Below are 16309 nucleotides of genomic sequence, written 5' to 3'. Positions count from 1 at the left end.
GGCCCGCGGGTCCGCCATGCGCTCGATTTTGGCACCCTATGGTGGGTGCTCAGTTTTTGGTGGGGCTTTTCTGCCAGACGCCTTCGCGCTCCAGCAATCTGGTGGCCGCCACCTGTTCGGCCGCGCGCTTGGAGCGCTCGACGCCGGTTTCCGGCTTCACGCCGGGAATTTCCACCGTCACTGTGAAGCTTGGATCGTGATCCGGTCCGGAGCGATCGTCAACCCGGTAAGCGGGCGTCGTCGCAAATCTGGCATGCGCCCATTCCTGCAACTCGGTCTTGGCGTCGCGCCGCCCGGCATCAACCCTAGTTGCCCGGCTTTGCCAATATTTCAGAACGAACCGGCGGGATGCCTCCAGCCCGCCATCCAGATAGATGGTGGCGATCAGGCTCTCGACCACATCGGCGCGCACGTTCAGCATCGCCTTGCCGGTCAGTTTCTTCACATCCGATCCGGTGCGGATGAAATTGTGCAGGCCCATCTCGTCACCGATCGCGGCGCAGGATTCGGCACTGACGAGCTGGTTCAGGCGAACGGACAATTCACCCTCGGTGGCATTGCGGAAGGTCGAAAACAGCAGCTCCGCCACGCAGAGGCCGAGGACACGATCCCCTAAAAATTCCAGCCGTTCGTAATTGCCGGCGGCGGCGGAGCGCGCGCTGGCATGGGTCAAGGCCCGGTCCAGCCGGGCCTTGTCCTTGAATTCATATCCGATCAACGCTTCCAGACGCGAAATCTCGTCCGCCGAAAGCGGCTTGGTCTTGCTCATTCCACAACCTTGAAGAGGCGATCCCAACGCATGTTGGCCGGCCATTCCCAAATGCGGCTGAACGGCGTGTCATTGCCCAGCGAGAAGAAGATGACGCTGGCGCGGCCGATCAGGTTTTCTTCCGGCACGAAGCCGACATCGAAGCGGCTGTCGAGCGAATTGTCTCTGTTGTCGCCCATCATGAAATAATGGCCTTCCGGCACCAGGAATTCCCGGGTGTTGTCGCCGCGCGAGTCGGGCGACTGGTCAAGCGTGTCATAGGTGACGCCGTTATCCAGCGTTTCGCGGAAGACGGGGACATTGGCGCCCGGATCGGCGCGGTAATCCGAGGTGAAGGTGCCGTCTGGCTGCTTCGGCACCGGCTGGCCGTTGATGAACAGCACGCCATTCGTCACCTGAACGCGATCCCCCGGCAGGCCGACGAGACGCTTGATGTAATCCACTTCCGGATTTGGCGGCAGGCGGAACACCACGACATCGCCACGCTTGGGCTTGCTGAATTCCAGAATACGACCCGAAAACAGGTTCGGCGAGAAGGGCAGCGAATATTTCGAATAGCCGTAGGAGAACTTGTTGACGAAAAGATAGTCACCAACCAGAAGCGTCGGCATCATCGAGCCCGATGGGATCGTGAAGGGCTGAAACAGAACGGTGCGGATGACCATGGCCAGCAGCAGCGCCTGAATGATGACCTTGACGTTCTCCCAGAGGGCGTTCTGCTTCTTCTCAGCTTTTTCGGACACTTAAAGACCTGCCTGATTGTTTCCCGGCTTCTTCGGTTTGACGAAGGCATCGGGGCCGTTGTTTTGTCGTGCCTGCGCCGCATGAAGCAGTCTTCACACGGCCGGCAACGCTTTCATATTTCTGCGACTTCTCTAGAACCTTTCCAGCCCGAAGGGAAGCGCTTCTATGACACGGGTGCAAATAGGCCGCCAATGCGGCCGCACCGGGTCTCAGCCATTCACGGGAAGCGCCTCGATAATCACAAATGCCTGAGCATAAGGGAAATCATCCGTGATCGTCAGGTGGATATTGGCGCGGTGGCCGGCGGGCAGCATGGCCGCCAGTCTTTCCCCTGCCCCATTGGTCAGAAGCATGGTCGGCTTGCCGCCCGGCAGATTGACGACGCCCATGTCCTTCCAGAAGACGCCATTCGCAAGCCCGGTTCCAAGCGCCTTGGAACAGGCTTCCTTGGCGGCGAAACGCTTGGCATAGGAGGCGGCGCGGTTCTTGCGGCCGTCGGATTTGGCGCGCTCTATATCGGTGAAACAGCGATGGGTGAAACGTTCGCCGAAACGCTCGATCGACTTTTCAACGCGGCGAATGTCGATCAGGTCGCTGCCCAATCCAATGATCATTTCAACATCTCCAGAGAAGCATTCCTGTTTGCGGCACGGTGGGCAAGATTTTCCATCTTGCGCCGCTGGAAGCCGCTGATCAGGCTATAAACCGCGAAATAGACGATGACCGCGCTGATTGCGGCTGGAAGCAGCGCGCCGACGGTCATGGGTTCCAGCACCGGCGTCCATATCTGCCGGAATTCGAGATGACTGAACAGTGCTACGAAATCCACGTGTTCGGCACTTTCCATTTTCTGCCGGCCGAGGATGAAGTGGCCGATCTCCCAGGTGGACGCCCAGATGAAGGGAAATGTCAGCGGGTTGGCGAATGTGGTGCCAAGCGCGGCCGCAACCAGATTGACGCGCGTGAGGAAACCGAGCGCCATGGCTATGAGCATATGAACGCCGAGAAACGGCGTCCAGGCCACGCCGACACCGAGGGCAACACCGGCAGCAACCGAATGTGGAGAGGCGGAAAGCCTGAGCAGACGCAGCTTCATATAGCGCAGCGAACGGGAAAAACCCGTGCGCGGCCAGAAGAGGTCACGAATCTTTTCTGAAAAACCAACGGGTTCACGGCGGCGAAACGGCATGGAGACAGTCTATTTCATCGCCCGGGCGCAGCCAAGAGCATCATAGACGACGCAGGGATTTCTTTTGCAGGTGTATTCTCCGCTTCCGTCATTCCGGCCTTGAGCCGGAATCCAGCCGACATGCGTCTGCACGGCGAGAAGACTCTTTCCCACCCAAGGACTTGGGCTGGCTGGATGCCGGATCAAGTCCGGCATGACGGACGCGGGATGTCACGAATACAGTGAATATCGAGCCTTCGATATCAGTCCCAATTTAGTGTCGTCTATTGCGACAGGGGACTGAACCGGGATTTTTTGCGGCGTATTGGTCAACCAGTTTGGGACAACCGCTTGAAGCGCGCATTCACATGGTTTTGCAAGATGCAGGGACGAGCGTGCCAACAACGGCCGCACACCCTCCAAGTCTCATACGCATGGCGAAGGGCTGCCATGCGCTGAGCGCATTACCGGCGGAACATGCCGCGGTCAATTTCGCGCTGACGGAACTCGAGGTCGACATTCGACACCGAGCCGCTGAGATATTCAAATTCGCGTTCCTGCGTGGTCTTGCCACGAACGGCACGGGCGATCTTGCGAAGCGGAGTAAACATGATTTTAGGTCCTTTCGGTTTGGGAGTGGCGTTTCTCATCGGTGTAAATTCCACCGGCACGCCGCGTTTCCCGTCTTCAATTTCTGAAAGGAAGATAGTCTCAAACCCTGTCTGCGACCAGAGACAGGAAAAGGCCGCTGCCATGCAATGAATGCATAACAGCGGCCTTTTGAGTTACGATGGCGACTAAAAATGCCTCAATCGAAGGCACGCGCCACTGTTGATACGCAGTCGAGATCTTTCAGCTGCGACAGAAGCTGGTTCAGCTGCCGCAGATCCCAGACTTCGACATCCAGCGCCAGTTCGGAGAAGTCAGTACCGATGCGGACCATGTTCAGCCCGCGAATATTGACATCGAGCGTCGCGATCGATTGTGCCACCGAGGCGAGCGTGCCCGGCTCGTTCAGCGCATTGATCATCACCCGCGCCATGAAGCGCGACTTGTTGGCCTCATCGAGATCCCAGCGGACGTCGATCCAGCGCTCCGGTTCATCATCGAAGCGTTGCAGCGCCGGCGCCTGAATGGGATAGATGGTGATGCCCTTGCCTTTTTCCATGATACCGACGATGCGGTCTCCCGGAACGGCGCCGGCGGCACCGAAATGCACATCGACATTGCCGGAAAGGCCGCGGATCGGCAGCGGGTCCGGCCCATCCAGCATCTCGGCCGCGCCATCGTCCTCAAGCACCGAGCGCGACTTGCCGGGGATCTTGAAGACCATGCCGGAGGCGCTGCGCATGTTGAACCAGCCATCATCACCGGTCATCTTCACCGTGACGCGCTCATCCTGATAATCTGGATAGACCGCCCGCAGCACATCCAGCGAGGAAACCTCACCGCGACCGACGGCGGCGATGGCGTCTTCGACATCCTTCTGCGCAAGACGATGCAGCACGGGCTTCAGGGCTTCCCGCGAGAAGGCCTTGCCGGCGCGCTCGAAGGTGCGTTCGAGAATACGGTAACCGAGGCCGGAATATTGTTTGCGGATGGCCATGCGGGTGGCACGGCGGATGGCCGAGCGGGCCTTGCCGGTCACCACCACCTCTTCCCAAGCGGCCGGCGGCACCTGCACGCCGGAGCGGATGATCTCCACCTCGTCGCCATTGTTGAGCCGGGTGACGAGCGGCATGATCCGCCCGTTGATCTTGGCGCCAACCGTGGTGTCACCGATATTGGTGTGAACGGCATAAGCGAAATCGATGGGCGTCGCGCCGCGCGGCAGCGCAATCAGCTTGCCCTTGGGCGTGAAGCAGAACACCTGATCCTGGAACAGCTCGAGCTTGGTATGCTCGAGGAACTCTTCCGGGCTGTCGCCTTCGGCCAGCGATTCGATGGTGTGGCGCAGCCAGGAATAGGCATTCGATTCCGGCGAGAGCAGATCGCCCTCCCCGTTTTCACCATCCTTGTAGAGCGCATGGGCGGCGATGCCGAATTCGGCGATCTCATGCATGCGCTTGGTGCGGATCTGCAGTTCGATACGCTGGCGCGACGGGCCGACGATGGTGGTGTGGATGGAACGATAGTCGTTCTGCTTGGGTGTCGAGATATAATCCTTGAAGCGGCCCGGCACGACGCGCCAGCGGGTATGCACGACACCCAGCGCCCGGTAGCAGGACGGAATATCATCCACCAGAATGCGGAAACCGTAGACATCGGAAAGCTGCTCGAAGGAAAGCGACTTCGACTGCATCTTGCGGAACACCGAATAGGGTTTCTTCTGCCGCCCTTTGACATTGGCGCCGACCAGACCATTCGCCACGAGAAGTTCGCGCAGCTCGTCCTCGATCTTTTTGATCAGCCCTTCATTGCGCGTTTCCAGTTCCTGCAGGCGGTTCGTCACCGTTCCATAGGCTTCCGGGTTGAGATAGCGGAAGGACAGGTCCTCCAGCTCGTCGCGCATATCCTGCATGCCCATGCGGCCGGCGAGCGGCGCATAGATTTCCATCGTCTCCTCGGAAATGCGGCTGCGCTTGTCGGCCGGCATATATTCCATGGTGCGCATATTGTGCAGCCGGTCGGCGAGCTTGACCAGGAGAACACGCACGTCATCGGAAATGGCAAGCAGCAACTTGCGCAGATTTTCGGCCTGCTTGGCCTTGCGGGTGACGAGATCGAGTTTCTTGAGCTTGGTCAGCCCTTCCACCAGCCGGCCGATATCTTCACCGAAGAGTTCATCGATTTCAGCGCGGGTGGCGGTGGTGTCCTCGATCGTATCGTGCAGCAACGCCACCGCGATGGTCGATTCGTCGAGATGCATTTCGGTGAGGATGGCGGCAACTTCCAGCGGATGCGAGATATAGGGGTCGCCATTGGCCCGCTTCTGCTGGCCATGTTTCTGCATGGCATAAACATAGGCCTTGTTCAGCAGGGCCTCATTCGCATCCGGTTTATATTTTTGAACCCGCTCGACGAGTTCGTATTGCCGCATCATGCGATATTCCACAAAAAGAAAGCGCGCCAACCTTGGGGTCGGCGCACAATGCTGCATCAATAGGGATCAGATTATGACGGGAAATATTGACAGACGGTAACTACCGCCTGCCAATGGCGTCATAAACTTAGATCAATAGTCGTCATTTTTTTCCGGCGGCACAAGGCCTTCGATACCGGCCAGCAGTTCTTCTTCCGACATCTGGTCGAAAGTAACGGTTTCCGGCTGGTCGTCGTCTTCGCCATCGGCGCCAGTGGAGGCGGCAAGCGTGACCGGATCGGGCTCGGGCTCGTCCACTTCCACATGCTTCTGCAGCGAATGGATGAGGTCTTCCTTCAGGTCGTCAGGCGACAGCGTCTCGTCAGCGATTTCGCGCAGCGCCACAACCGGGTTCTTGTCGTTGTCGCGGTCAACCGTGATGGAAGAGCCTTGGGAAATCTGGCGCGCACGGTGGCTGGCGAGAAGCACCAGTTCGAAACGGTTGTCTACTTTATCAATGCAATCTTCAACTGTGACGCGGGCCATTGCCTGTCCTTTGCGTGTCGTAATGTCGTGGATCAGAGCGCCGTGCTTTCTTCGGGATGCACAAGGGATGCTCTAACCTATTGAATCTGCGCTTCGTGCCCTGCGAAAAACATTCAGGATTTCGCGCGACGAAGCTTTCCAGCTTCCGATACAGCCATTGGCCGCGGAATTCAAGTTTTTCCTGTCTTTGGCGTCTTTTGGCACCTTATTGCCGATGTTTGGCGTCTGATGAACAAAATGTCTAGAAGAATTGTCTTGGAATACGGGGGAAGGTAGCTTACTTAAAACGCAACGGCGGTGCGCAAAGCTCGTTGATACCACATGTCTTTTTGCGTTATCGACCGGATATAAAAGCCAGATAATGGCCTTTCCAAAAAAAGGAATGGGATGGAATGTTCGATCCACGGGAGAAAATTGCGCTCTTCATAGACGGAGCCAATCTTTATGCAGCATCGAAAAGCCTGGGATTCGATATCGACTACCGCAAGCTCCTTAAGGCGTTTCAGAAGCGTGGATACCTGCTGCGCGCCTATTATTACACCGCATTGATCGAGGATCAGGAATATTCCTCGATCCGTCCGCTGATCGACTGGCTGGACTATAACGGCTACAAGGTCGTGACGAAGCCGGCGAAGGAATTCACCGACGCGCTCGGCCGCCGCAAGATCAAGGGCAACATGGATATCGAACTCGCGGTCGATGCCATGGAACAGTCCGAAACGGTTGACCATCTCGTCCTGTTCTCCGGCGACGGCGATTTCACCACGCTGGTGGACGCGCTGCAGCGCAAGGGCCGCAAGGTGTCCGTGGTTTCCACCATGGCGACACAGCCCGCAATGATTGCAGACGATCTGCGCCGGCAGGCCGATCACTTCATCGATCTGATGACGCTGAAGGCAGAGATCGGGCGCGACCCGAACGAGCGCCCTGCCCGGCATGTCGAGAGCCCCGAGACGATCTGATCCCGGTTTTTGCTGCGACAAAACCATCAACGCGTCCGTCCTGAAAAGACGGGCGCGTTTCTGTTTGCGCTCCACCGGCGAGGTAAAAATTCTTTTTAGAATTAACAAACATCAAATTCGGTAAGTCGAAATTATAACTTGGTTAATTTTAGACGTGTCTAAAAGACGTAAGGGCACCAACGATATGATTTGGGTGCCAAATCAGGATGTTTAGACATGCATGGCCAAGCAAAAACCGACCGACAGCTCGATGAAAGACTGAATTTTCTGGGACTTGGCCACGAACAGCGGCAAAATCTCTCCGAGATGAAAGGTGTCATCACCGGCTCGCTCGATGCTTCGCTCGACCGTTTTTATGCCAAGGTTCGCGCGGTGCCGGAAACGGCAAAGTTCTTCGCCAACGATGCGCATATCCACCATGCCAAGAGCATGCAGCTGAAACACTGGGCGCGGATCGCCTCCGGCACGTTCAACGACGATTACACCGACGCCGTCACCGCGATCGGCCGCACCCATGCAAGGCTGGGGCTGGAGCCGCGCTGGTATATTGGCGGTTATGCGCTGATGCTTGATGGCATCGTAAAGGCGGTCATCGAATCCGAACTGAAGGGCCTCTTCATGGAGAAGAAGGCCAGGAAGCTGAAGGACGGGCTGTCTGCAACCATCAAGGCCGCCCTTCTCGACATGGACTATTCGATCTCCGTCTATCTCGACGTGCTGGCCGCCGAGCGGCTGAAGGTGGAGGCTGAACAGGCGCAGATGAAGAAGGAACAGGAGCACGTTCTCGAACTGCTCAACAATGCGCTGAACAAGCTGGCCAATGGCGACCTCACCTCCAGCATCACGGAAAAGACCGCACCGCAGTTTGAAGGGCTGATCGCCAATTTCAACGCCGCGGTCGGCAATCTCTCCGGCGCCTTTGGGCAGATCGTCGAAGAGGCCAACAAGATTTCCGGCAACACCCGCGAGCTGACCTCTGCGACCGACGACATGGCCCGCAGAACCGAACAGCAGGCCGCCGCCCTTGAGGAAACCGCCGCAGCCGTCGAGGAAATCACCACCATTTCCAAACTCTCAGCGCAGCGCTCGGAAGAGGCCAAGGCCATCGTCGAAAGCTCGGCCGTTGAGGCAGCGCGCTCCCGCGATGTGGTGACGGAAGCCGTCAAGGCGATGGGCGCCATCGAGGAATCGTCGCAGAAGATCACCCAGATCATTTCCGTCATCGACGAGATCTCGTTCCAGACCAATCTTCTGGCGCTGAATGCCGGCGTAGAGGCCGCCCGCGCCGGTGAGGCCGGCAAGGGTTTTGCCGTCGTCGCCCAGGAGGTGCGCGAACTGGCCCAGCGTTCGGCCACCGCCGCCAAGGAAATCAAGACGCTGATCGCCAAATCTTCCGACGATGTGATGCAGGGTGTCTCACTGGTCAACAAGACGGGTGAATCACTGAATACGATCGGCAACAAGGTGGATCACATTCAGGAACATATCGCCTCGCTGACCAAGGCGGCGCAGGAACAGTCCGTCGGCATCCAGGAAATCAGCGCCGCGATCAACAGCATGGACAATCTGACCCAGAAGAATGCGGCCATGGTGGAAGAAACCAATGCGGCCACGCATAATCTGAGCGATGTCAGCGCCAACCTCGCAGCGCTTGTCAGCCGGTTCAGCGTCTCGGCTTCGAGGAACCATGTGGAGCGGACATATCGGGCTGCTTGAACTACGACAAGACTACATTCACCCCGTCATCCCGGCCTTGAGCCGGGATCCAGCCAGCCCAAGTCCTTGGGCTGAAAGGGCTCGCTCCACAACGCAGACGCGCTGTGGCTGGATGCCGGATCAAGTCCGGCATGACGGAAGAACAAGTGGCGAAAGGCCGCTATCCTCCAGGCCGCGAAATTTCCTGCCGCTCAGGCGTTGTTGCCCTTCAGCAGCCGGGACTTCTGCCGGTTCCAGTCGCGTTCCTTCTCGGTCTCGCGCTTGTCGTGCAGCTTCTTGCCCTTGGCGAGCGCCAGTTCCAGCTTCGCGCGGCCCTTTTCGTTGAAATAGACCTTCAGCGGCACCAGCGTCATGCCATCGCGGTTGATACCGGCCCGCAGGCGGCTGATTTCGCGTTTGCTCAAAAGCAGCTTGCGGCGGCGGCGCGGCTCGTGGTTGAACCGGTTGGCCTGCAGATATTCCGGCAGGTGGGAATTGATCAGCCAGATTTCATCGCCCTCATCCGAGGCATAGGATTCGGCAATATTCGCCTTGCCCTCGCGCAGCGACTTGACCTCGGTGCCGGTCAGCACGAGGCCTGCCTCATAGGTGTCGATGATTTCGTAGTTGAAACGAGCCTTGCGGTTTTCCGCAACGATCTTGTTCACCACGCGCTGGCTGCCTTTGGGGGCCATGATATTTCAATCCCTTGTTTTTCTTATTGCGCCGCAGCCTGCCGGCCGGAGCGGTTTTCGAGATATGGTTCCTGCTTTTCCGCACGTCTTTGTCCCAAAACCGGTGCCCACTTTTGGGAGACATGCTCTATTTAGTATCGTCGTCGCAAAAAGAAAAGGCGCGCGGAACCGCTTCTGTCGCGAAGCGGGCCCATTGCGCGCCTTTAAGGCTTTCAGGCGTCTCTTAGTTCATCAGGCCGGCATGTTTCAGCGCCGCATCGATGGCTGCTTCGGTCGCCGGCTCCAGCGTGCTCATCAAGGGGGAACGGACCCGGCGGTTGCCGCCCCGTGTCTTCGACAGCGCATATTTCGTGCCGCAGACACCGGGCTCCATGAAGATCGCCTTGTGCAGCGGCATCAGGCGATCCTGATACTCCAGAGCCTTGGCATAGTCACCTGCCAGCATCGCCGCCTGGAATTCCGAACAGAGGCGCGGCGCCACATTGGCCGTAACCGAAATGCAGCCGACGCCGCCATGGGCGTTGAAACCAAGTGCCGTGCCATCTTCGCCCGAGAGCTGGATGAAATCCTTGCCGCAGGAAATGCGCTGTTCGGAAACGCGGTCGAGCTTGCCCGTTGCATCCTTGACGCCGACGATGTTCTTATGCGCCTTGACTAGCGCACCCATGGTTTCCGGCGACATGTCCACCACCGAGCGCGGCGGGATATTGTAGATGACGATCGGCAGTTTCACCGCTTCGGCAACAGCCGAGAAATGGGCAAACAGGCCCTTCTGCGTCGGCTTGTTGTAATAGGGCGTCACCACCAGCAGCGCATCCGCGCCGGCTTCCTGCGCGTGCAGCGCAAGCTCTATTGCTTCATCGGTATTGTTGGAGCCTGCGCCCGCAATGACCGGAACCCGTTTCGCCGCAACCTCGATGCAGAGTTCAACGACCCGTTTGTGCTCGTCGTGGGAAAGCGTCGGGGATTCCCCCGTCGTACCCACGGGCACAAGGCCCTTGCTGCCTTCGGCGATCTGCCATTCCACATGGGCGGCAAAGGCCTGTTCGTCCACGGCACCATTGTCCGTGAACGGAGTAATGAGGGCGGGAATTGATCCCTTGAACATGCAAAGCTCCTGGCGCCGAGCCGGTTCATGCTTCGGCCGCATTCGATGGTTAAAACCGGCACACATTAGTGCCAGCCCTTGGCGCCGACAAGCGCAAAGGCAGCCTATTTTGTCCGAAATTGTCGGAAGTGTGACAGTCCGGAAACGTCACACCACAGTTAAAAAATCGCGGCGGTGAAATTGCAGGCCGCTCGCGGGCCGGTGAATAAAAGTTGATGGGATTGCGCGGGGGGCGGTTAAGGTTTCGTTAATCTCAATCTCCGTAGATTCAATGCAGAACACGAGAGCGGAATACGAGGCCACGCCTTGAGCGATTTACGCAATCCCGCTGCAATGAAACGACAATACAAGAACGACAGTACAAGAAGGTCGATTGTTTCCGTCTGGCGATGAAGAACGGTATGAAAAAAACAGTTTGGGGATTGATGGCGGCGGGCCTCGCCGCAACCGTTTGGAACGCGCTGGCCGGGCCGCTGCCGGAAGGCGCGGTGCCGCTTCCCTATGTGAAGCCGAATGCGCCGACCGTTCCCGCCTTCATGCCCGCCTCGCCCGAGATTACCGGCGCCATACCGCGCCTCAACCGCCCCGATGATGCAGGCCAGCTGAAGGCCGGCCTCGACGCGCTTTCCAGCCGCGATGCGACGCGGGCGATTGCGTTGCGCAACGCCATGCCAACCGGCAGCCTGGACCGGCATATTCTCAGCTGGGCAATTGCCGTTTCCGGCCAGAAGGATGTGCCTTCATCCGAAATTGCCGCCGCCCAGCGCGAGCTTTCCGGCTGGCCGGGTGCCGCCACCCTGCGGGCCAATTCTGAAAAAGCGCTTTATCGCGAAGATCCACCGGTACCTCAGGTACTCGCCGCCTTCGGCAGCAGCCGGCCGGAAACGGCCGAGGGCACCGTCGTTCTCGCCAAGGCACTCGCCTCCTCCGGCAAGGCGGTGGACTCCCAGCGCCTCATTCGCCAGCTCTGGGTCAGCGAAGGTATGGACAAGGACATGGAAGACCGTGTTCTCGCCGAGTTTCCCGCCTATCTGACGCCCGCCGATCACAAGGCGCGCATGGATTATCTGATGTATCGCAGCCGCATCGGCCAGGCGAAGCGTTTCGGTGATCTCGGCAAGGCGCAGTCGCTTTATAATGCCTGGGCCGCCGTTCTGCAGCGATCCGCCACTGCCGGCGCCTTGCTGGGCAAGGTTGACGCCAATTGGCGCAGCGATCCCGCTTTTCTCTTCGCGCGCATAGAAAACCTGCGCAACCAGCAGAAATATCCTGAAGCGGCCGCCCTTCTTCGGCAGGCCCCCAAAGAGGCGGCCAAACTCGTCAATGCCGGCGAGTGGTGGAATGAGCGGCGTATCATCGCGCGCGGGCTTGCCGATCTCGGCGATTTTGCCGAAGCCTATCGCATCGTCGCCAATCATTCGGCCACCTCGCCCGTCGACATCGCCGATGCGGAGTTCCATGCCGGCTGGTATGCGCTGAGAGCGCTGCGCGATCCGGCGGCAGCTTCACGTCACTTCAACACATTGTTGCAGACCTCAAACCGGCCGCTTTCCGCCTCACGCGCCTATTACTGGCTCGGGCGGTCGGCGGAAGCGGGCGGACCGGGCAATGCCCGTGACTTCTTCACCAAGTCCGCGGCCCACCCCGGCACGTTTTATGGCCAGCTGGCCGCCGCACGAATCGGCACCACGACGCTGAACGTCACCTATCCGAGCCCAAGCACCGGTGACCGGGAACGCTTTGCCGGTCGTGAGGCCGTGCGCGCCATCGACCGGCTGGAGGCCGCCGGTTATGGCTGGCGGGCCGACAGTCTTTACCGCTCGCTGGCCGACCAGCTGGACAGCCCCGGCGAGCTTGCCATTCTGGCGGCAAGGGCGGAAGGCAACGGCAATCATCAGGTTTCGCTGCAGATCGGCAAGACGGCCTTCAGCCGCGGCATCGATGCGGCAGCACTTGCCTATCCGCTCGGCGTCATTCCCGCCAGCGCCAATATTGCCGGCTCCGGCAAGGCGCTCGCCTATGCCATCGCCCGGCAGGAGAGCGCCTTCAACCCCTCCGCCGTCTCCGCTGCCAATGCCCGCGGGCTGCTGCAATTGCTGCCGGGAACCGCCAAGGGCGTGGCCGGGCGCCACGGCCTGCCCTACACACAGGCAATGTTGACCAGCGATGCCGGCTACAACGCCACGCTCGGCGCCCATTATCTTGGCGAGCAGATCGACAGTTTCGGCGGTTCCTACATCCTCACCTTCATCGCTTATAATGCCGGTCCGAAACGCGTGCCGGAATGGATTGCCCGCTACGGAGATCCGCGCGGCAAGCCCATCGATGAGGTGGTGGACTGGATCGAACGCATCCCCTTCCCCGAAACGCGCAATTATGTGCAGCGGGTGATGGAGAATTATCAGGTCTACAAGACCCGGCTTGGACAACAGGCCGATATTGTCGATGATCTGCGCCATGGTCGTGCGGGGTAAACCGGTATAACCGGCGAAGGTCATCCCAGAGCATTCGAGCACCGGCTGGCCCGGTGCTTTTTTTTATTTTCCAGATCCGAGTAGCGCACGCTTCGATATGTGAAGCATCCAAACGAAAAACCCCGGCATTTCTGCCAGGGTTTCCATCACTGACAATGTCAGATCAGATTAGAACGTGCGCTGAAGGCGAACGAAACCGGTGACCTGGTCGTCAGCGCCATCTTCATCGTAGTAGTTGGCGGTGATCTTGGTGCTCAGACCTTCGGTGATCTTGTAGTCAACCGTCAGACCAGCAGTCCAAGCATCACGGTCGCCAGTGAAGTCGCCGTCAAGTGGGTTCACGTCCAGCTTGCTGAGGTATTCGAAGCCGGGAGTAAGCGTCAGGCGATCGGTAGCCTTGATCGCGTACTCAACAGCAACAGCCCATTCAGACTTCGCGTAGTAAGCGTTGTCGCCCGAAGCCCATACACCGGCGAGGCCAAAGGTGCCCGGACCGATGTCCGCGAACAGCATGCCACGGATAGCAACGTTTTCTGCGTCGAAGTCGTAGCTAGCGATCAGGTTAGCCGTAACAGCGCCGAACTTGCCGCCGATCATGCCGCCGATGCCGACGTTGTTGTCGGGATCATACTGATACTGACCGTACTGGCCCTGCAGTTCATCAACCGAGAGTGCAGCCTGGAAAGAACCTGCATCGTAGGTGTACTTGATCGAGTTGAACAGGGTGTTGGTCGACAGAATGTCGGTTTCACCGTTCAGATCGTCATCCCACCAGCTGTAGAACTTACCGACCTTCAGGCCGCCGAGTTCGATAAAGGCCTGGTCAACGAAAACGCTCGAAGAAGAAGAAGAACCACCGTCAGCATTGCCACGGAAGCCGATGAAGCCACGCAGAGCGCCGAGCTCGGTGTCGGTGCGGGTGTCAACTTCGAACTGAGCGCGCGTGAAGCTGTTCCAGTCAGACGTACGGCCATTGGTAGCCGGGTTACCGCGGTTGAAGTCGGTCTGGAAACGGATGTAACCGCCGAACTTCAGGCAGGTTTCGGTGCCTGGGATATAGAAGAAGCCGGTGCCGAAAGCGTCGCAAACGCGAACGTATTCGAGGGGCTCAGGCTCGGCAGCGACGATAGCGTCAGCGGCCTGTGCGCCGGATACTGCTGCGAGAGCTGCAGCGGAGCCGATGAGAAGGCTCTTAATGTTCATGGTTGACCTCCAGTCAAACGCTTAATCTTCTAAGCAGCGGGTGGGAAAGCACTAAGGAATGCGTGCCGCTTATGTAGCTGATTAGAGCCAAAACCGGGCGGGCGGGCAATCGTAATCATGACGAAAGGAAGACAGTAAGGTGTCCTTAGTTTTTCATTGTTGCGAAATAGCTACAATTCTAACCGACCCCGGTCCACTTCTTAAAGAATCGTTAATTTTTGATTTATTTCAAACACTTGCGGAAAACGGCAAATCTTCTTCATGAGTCAAATCCGTCGCATAAACAAAATACCGACGCAATCAGGCCATGTGAGATTGTCCAAAAAGCGATCTGCGGCTCTTCAGAATTCACAGGTAGCGCTCAGAATCGACTTATCGTCTCGCCTTCATACATTTCCGGAGGCAGAGGATTCCGAACGAATCAGCAGCCGCAATTGCCGTCAGAGGCCAGCCATCCGCTGCGACGCCGGTCGAACATTACAGCCAATTGGCGGCACCCGGCCACCGGCGTGGCGATGCATCCCTACCCCTCTTGCCGGACGGGCGTTACAAAAACGAAAAAGCCCGGCTCGAGAGCCGGGCTTTCCATCACTGACAATGTCAGATCAGATTAGAACGAACGCTGAAGGCGAACGAAACCCTTAACCTGGTCGTCACGGTTGTCGATGTCAACGTAGTTAACAGCGATCTTCGTGGAGAGGCCCTGCGTGATCTTGTAGTCGAGCGTCAGACCAGCTGTCCAGCCGTCGTCGTTCGAGAAGTCATCCCAGGAAACCAGGCCGTAGTTGCCGTAGTACTGAACGCCGGGGGTGATCGTCAGCTTGTCGGTTGCCTTGATGGCATATTCCGCAGCAACCGCCCACTCGGAGACGTTGTAGTAAGCGTTTGCTCCGGAAGCCCAAACACCAGCCAGGCCAAGCGTGCCCGGACCAACGTCAGCCGTTGCGATCAGGCGTACAGAGCCGTTTTCGCGGTCGGTGTCGTAGCCACCGATGAGCTGGAAGGAAGCAGCGCCGAGCTTGGCGCCAACGCCGAGAGCAACACCAACGTTGTTGTCAGATTCGTTGAACGCACCAACAGTTACGCCCTGCAGTTCGTCAACCGAAACGCCTGCCCAGAAAGAACCAGCGTCGTAGGTGTAACGAATGGAGTTGAACAGAGCGTTGGAGGACAGCTCGTCCGTTTCGCCAGAGAGGCTATCGTCCCACCAGCTGTAGAACTTACCGACCTTCAGGCCGCCGAGCTCGATGAAAGCCTGGTCAACGAAAACGCTCGAAGAAGAGGACGAACCGTTGTCAGCATTGCCACGGAAGCCGATGAAGCCACGCAGAGCGCCGAGCTCGGTGTCGGTGCGGGTGTCAACTTCGAACTGAGCGCGCGTGAAGCTGTTCCAGTCAGACGTACGACCGTTTGCCGGAGTACCACGGTTGAAGTCGGTCTGGAAACGAACGTAGCCCTGGAACTTCAGGCAGGTTTCGGTGCCGGGGATGTAGAAGAAACCGGTGCCGAAAGCGTCGCAAACGCGAACGTATTCGAGGGGCTCAGGCTCAGCAGCGACGATAGCGTCAGCAGCCTGGGCGCCGGATACTGCTGCGAGAGCCGCAGCGGAGCCGATCAGAAGGCTCTTGATGTTCATGGTTGACCTCCAGTCAAAGTTTTTAAAAGGGTCTGGGTTCTTTCGCTGAAGGACAGCATTCCCTGCCCCATTCCCGTGTTCTTAGAAGCCAAACGATCCACCGCCTCGCTTCTGGTCGTGAAAATACAAAAGGTTTCGCCGCTTGCAATCGCGAACATCCGATAAATAGCATTTACGTATATGCTTCATTTCGGTTTGTTGCGGAAACAACACACAGCGCCACAGCGACCGACCTAGGCTTTTACGATGCGTTAAGAATTTCCTTGAAAATCCGTTAGTTAGCGCGG

At 58.3% G+C, this 16309-nt stretch carries 14 protein-coding genes; 3 read left to right on the top strand and 11 right to left on the bottom strand.

Annotated elements, in window-relative coordinates:
* Positions 1-49: 49 nt before the first annotated feature.
* The 7 genes from rnc to rpoZ form a co-directional block, all read right to left on the bottom strand.
* Positions 50-769 carry a ribonuclease III gene (gene rnc, locus EXN68_RS02155; RefSeq protein ID WP_142839449.1) on the bottom strand — a complete coding sequence of 240 codons (720 nt, stop codon included), beginning with the start codon at positions 767-769 and terminating at the stop codon, positions 50-52.
* The gene (gene lepB, locus EXN68_RS02150) at positions 766-1512 is read right to left on the bottom strand and encodes a signal peptidase I (RefSeq protein WP_046798756.1); all 747 of its coding nucleotides are present in this window, start codon (positions 1510-1512) and stop codon (positions 766-768) included. The genes rnc and lepB overlap by 4 nt, the downstream gene beginning before the upstream one ends.
* 210 nt (positions 1513-1722) lie before the next feature.
* Entirely contained in the window at positions 1723-2127 is a 405-nt protein-coding gene (gene acpS, locus EXN68_RS02145; protein WP_046798755.1) for a holo-ACP synthase, read from the bottom strand.
* Positions 2124-2702 (bottom strand): DUF2062 domain-containing protein, encoded by a 579-nt coding sequence (locus tag EXN68_RS02140; RefSeq protein WP_142839448.1) that lies wholly within the window; start codon positions 2700-2702, stop codon positions 2124-2126. The genes acpS and EXN68_RS02140 overlap by 4 nt, the downstream gene beginning before the upstream one ends.
* A 443-nt stretch (positions 2703-3145) precedes the next feature.
* Positions 3146-3292, bottom strand: a complete 147-nt coding sequence (locus tag EXN68_RS02135) for a hypothetical protein (RefSeq protein WP_052679647.1) — start codon at positions 3290-3292, stop codon at positions 3146-3148.
* Between the two features lie 197 nt (positions 3293-3489).
* A complete protein-coding gene (locus EXN68_RS02130; RefSeq protein ID WP_142839446.1) occupies positions 3490-5724 on the bottom strand; it encodes a RelA/SpoT family protein in 2235 nt (744 codons plus the stop codon).
* A gap of 132 nt (positions 5725-5856) precedes the next feature.
* On the bottom strand, positions 5857-6249 hold the full coding sequence (rpoZ, locus tag EXN68_RS02125; protein ID WP_046798752.1) for a DNA-directed RNA polymerase subunit omega: 393 nt from the start codon (positions 6247-6249) through the stop codon (positions 5857-5859).
* A gap of 392 nt (positions 6250-6641) precedes the next feature.
* On the opposite strand from rpoZ, the gene EXN68_RS02120 reads away from it, so the two are divergent.
* Both EXN68_RS02120 and EXN68_RS02115 read left to right on the top strand, forming a co-directional pair.
* Positions 6642-7211 carry a LabA-like NYN domain-containing protein gene (locus tag EXN68_RS02120; RefSeq protein ID WP_035218078.1) on the top strand — a complete coding sequence of 190 codons (570 nt, stop codon included), beginning with the start codon at positions 6642-6644 and terminating at the stop codon, positions 7209-7211.
* Between the two features lie 216 nt (positions 7212-7427).
* Entirely contained in the window at positions 7428-8927 is a 1500-nt protein-coding gene (locus tag EXN68_RS02115; protein WP_142839445.1) for a methyl-accepting chemotaxis protein, read from the top strand.
* 191 nt (positions 8928-9118) lie between these two features.
* On the opposite strand, the gene smpB is transcribed toward EXN68_RS02115, so the two are convergent.
* Both smpB and dapA read right to left on the bottom strand, forming a co-directional pair.
* A complete protein-coding gene (gene smpB, locus EXN68_RS02110) occupies positions 9119-9601 on the bottom strand; it encodes an SsrA-binding protein SmpB (RefSeq protein WP_046798750.1) in 483 nt (160 codons plus the stop codon).
* Positions 9602-9824: 223 nt separating this feature from the next.
* Entirely contained in the window at positions 9825-10709 is an 885-nt protein-coding gene (gene dapA / locus EXN68_RS02105) for a 4-hydroxy-tetrahydrodipicolinate synthase (protein WP_046798749.1), read from the bottom strand.
* 401 nt (positions 10710-11110) lie between these two features.
* On the opposite strand from dapA, the gene EXN68_RS02100 reads away from it, so the two are divergent.
* Entirely contained in the window at positions 11111-13183 is a 2073-nt protein-coding gene (locus tag EXN68_RS02100; protein WP_161991162.1) for a lytic transglycosylase domain-containing protein, read from the top strand.
* A gap of 168 nt (positions 13184-13351) precedes the next feature.
* Here the strand turns inward: EXN68_RS02100 and EXN68_RS02095 are convergent, their stop codons facing one another.
* Both EXN68_RS02095 and EXN68_RS02090 read right to left on the bottom strand, forming a co-directional pair.
* The gene (locus EXN68_RS02095) at positions 13352-14386 is read right to left on the bottom strand and encodes a porin (RefSeq protein ID WP_142839444.1); all 1035 of its coding nucleotides are present in this window, start codon (positions 14384-14386) and stop codon (positions 13352-13354) included.
* A gap of 610 nt (positions 14387-14996) precedes the next feature.
* A complete protein-coding gene (locus EXN68_RS02090) occupies positions 14997-16022 on the bottom strand; it encodes a porin (protein WP_142839443.1) in 1026 nt (341 codons plus the stop codon).
* Positions 16023-16309: the final 287 nt, after the last annotated feature.

The sequence above is a fragment of the Martinezella rhizogenes genome, assembly GCF_007002745.1.
Lineage (GTDB): Bacteria > Pseudomonadota > Alphaproteobacteria > Rhizobiales > Rhizobiaceae > Agrobacterium > Agrobacterium cucumeris.
This window is presented reverse-complemented; position numbering and strand designations above follow the sequence as displayed.

What these genes read in the sequence shown, in the direction of transcription:
- rnc (WP_142839449.1), bottom strand. Translation starts at nt 769, where the DNA reads ATGAGCAAGACCAAGCCGCTTTCGGCGGACGAGATTTCGCGTCTGGAA.
- acpS (WP_046798755.1), bottom strand. Translation starts at nt 2,127, where the DNA reads ATGATCATTGGATTGGGCAGCGACCTGATCGACATTCGCCGCGTTGAA.
- EXN68_RS02140 (WP_142839448.1), bottom strand. Translation starts at nt 2,702, where the DNA reads ATGCCGTTTCGCCGCCGTGAACCCGTTGGTTTTTCAGAAAAGATTCGT.
- EXN68_RS02135 (WP_052679647.1), bottom strand. Translation starts at nt 3,292, where the DNA reads ATGTTTACTCCGCTTCGCAAGATCGCCCGTGCCGTTCGTGGCAAGACC.
- EXN68_RS02130 (WP_142839446.1), bottom strand. Translation starts at nt 5,724, where the DNA reads ATGATGCGGCAATACGAACTCGTCGAGCGGGTTCAAAAATATAAACCG.
- rpoZ (WP_046798752.1), bottom strand. Translation starts at nt 6,249, where the DNA reads ATGGCCCGCGTCACAGTTGAAGATTGCATTGATAAAGTAGACAACCGT.
- EXN68_RS02120 (WP_035218078.1), top strand. Translation starts at nt 6,642, where the DNA reads ATGTTCGATCCACGGGAGAAAATTGCGCTCTTCATAGACGGAGCCAAT.
- EXN68_RS02115 (WP_142839445.1), top strand. Translation starts at nt 7,428, where the DNA reads ATGCATGGCCAAGCAAAAACCGACCGACAGCTCGATGAAAGACTGAAT.
- smpB (WP_046798750.1), bottom strand. Translation starts at nt 9,601, where the DNA reads ATGGCCCCCAAAGGCAGCCAGCGCGTGGTGAACAAGATCGTTGCGGAA.
- dapA (WP_046798749.1), bottom strand. Translation starts at nt 10,709, where the DNA reads ATGTTCAAGGGATCAATTCCCGCCCTCATTACTCCGTTCACGGACAAT.
- EXN68_RS02100 (WP_161991162.1), top strand. Translation starts at nt 11,111, where the DNA reads ATGAAAAAAACAGTTTGGGGATTGATGGCGGCGGGCCTCGCCGCAACC.
- EXN68_RS02095 (WP_142839444.1), bottom strand. Translation starts at nt 14,386, where the DNA reads ATGAACATTAAGAGCCTTCTCATCGGCTCCGCTGCAGCTCTCGCAGCA.
- EXN68_RS02090 (WP_142839443.1), bottom strand. Translation starts at nt 16,022, where the DNA reads ATGAACATCAAGAGCCTTCTGATCGGCTCCGCTGCGGCTCTCGCAGCA.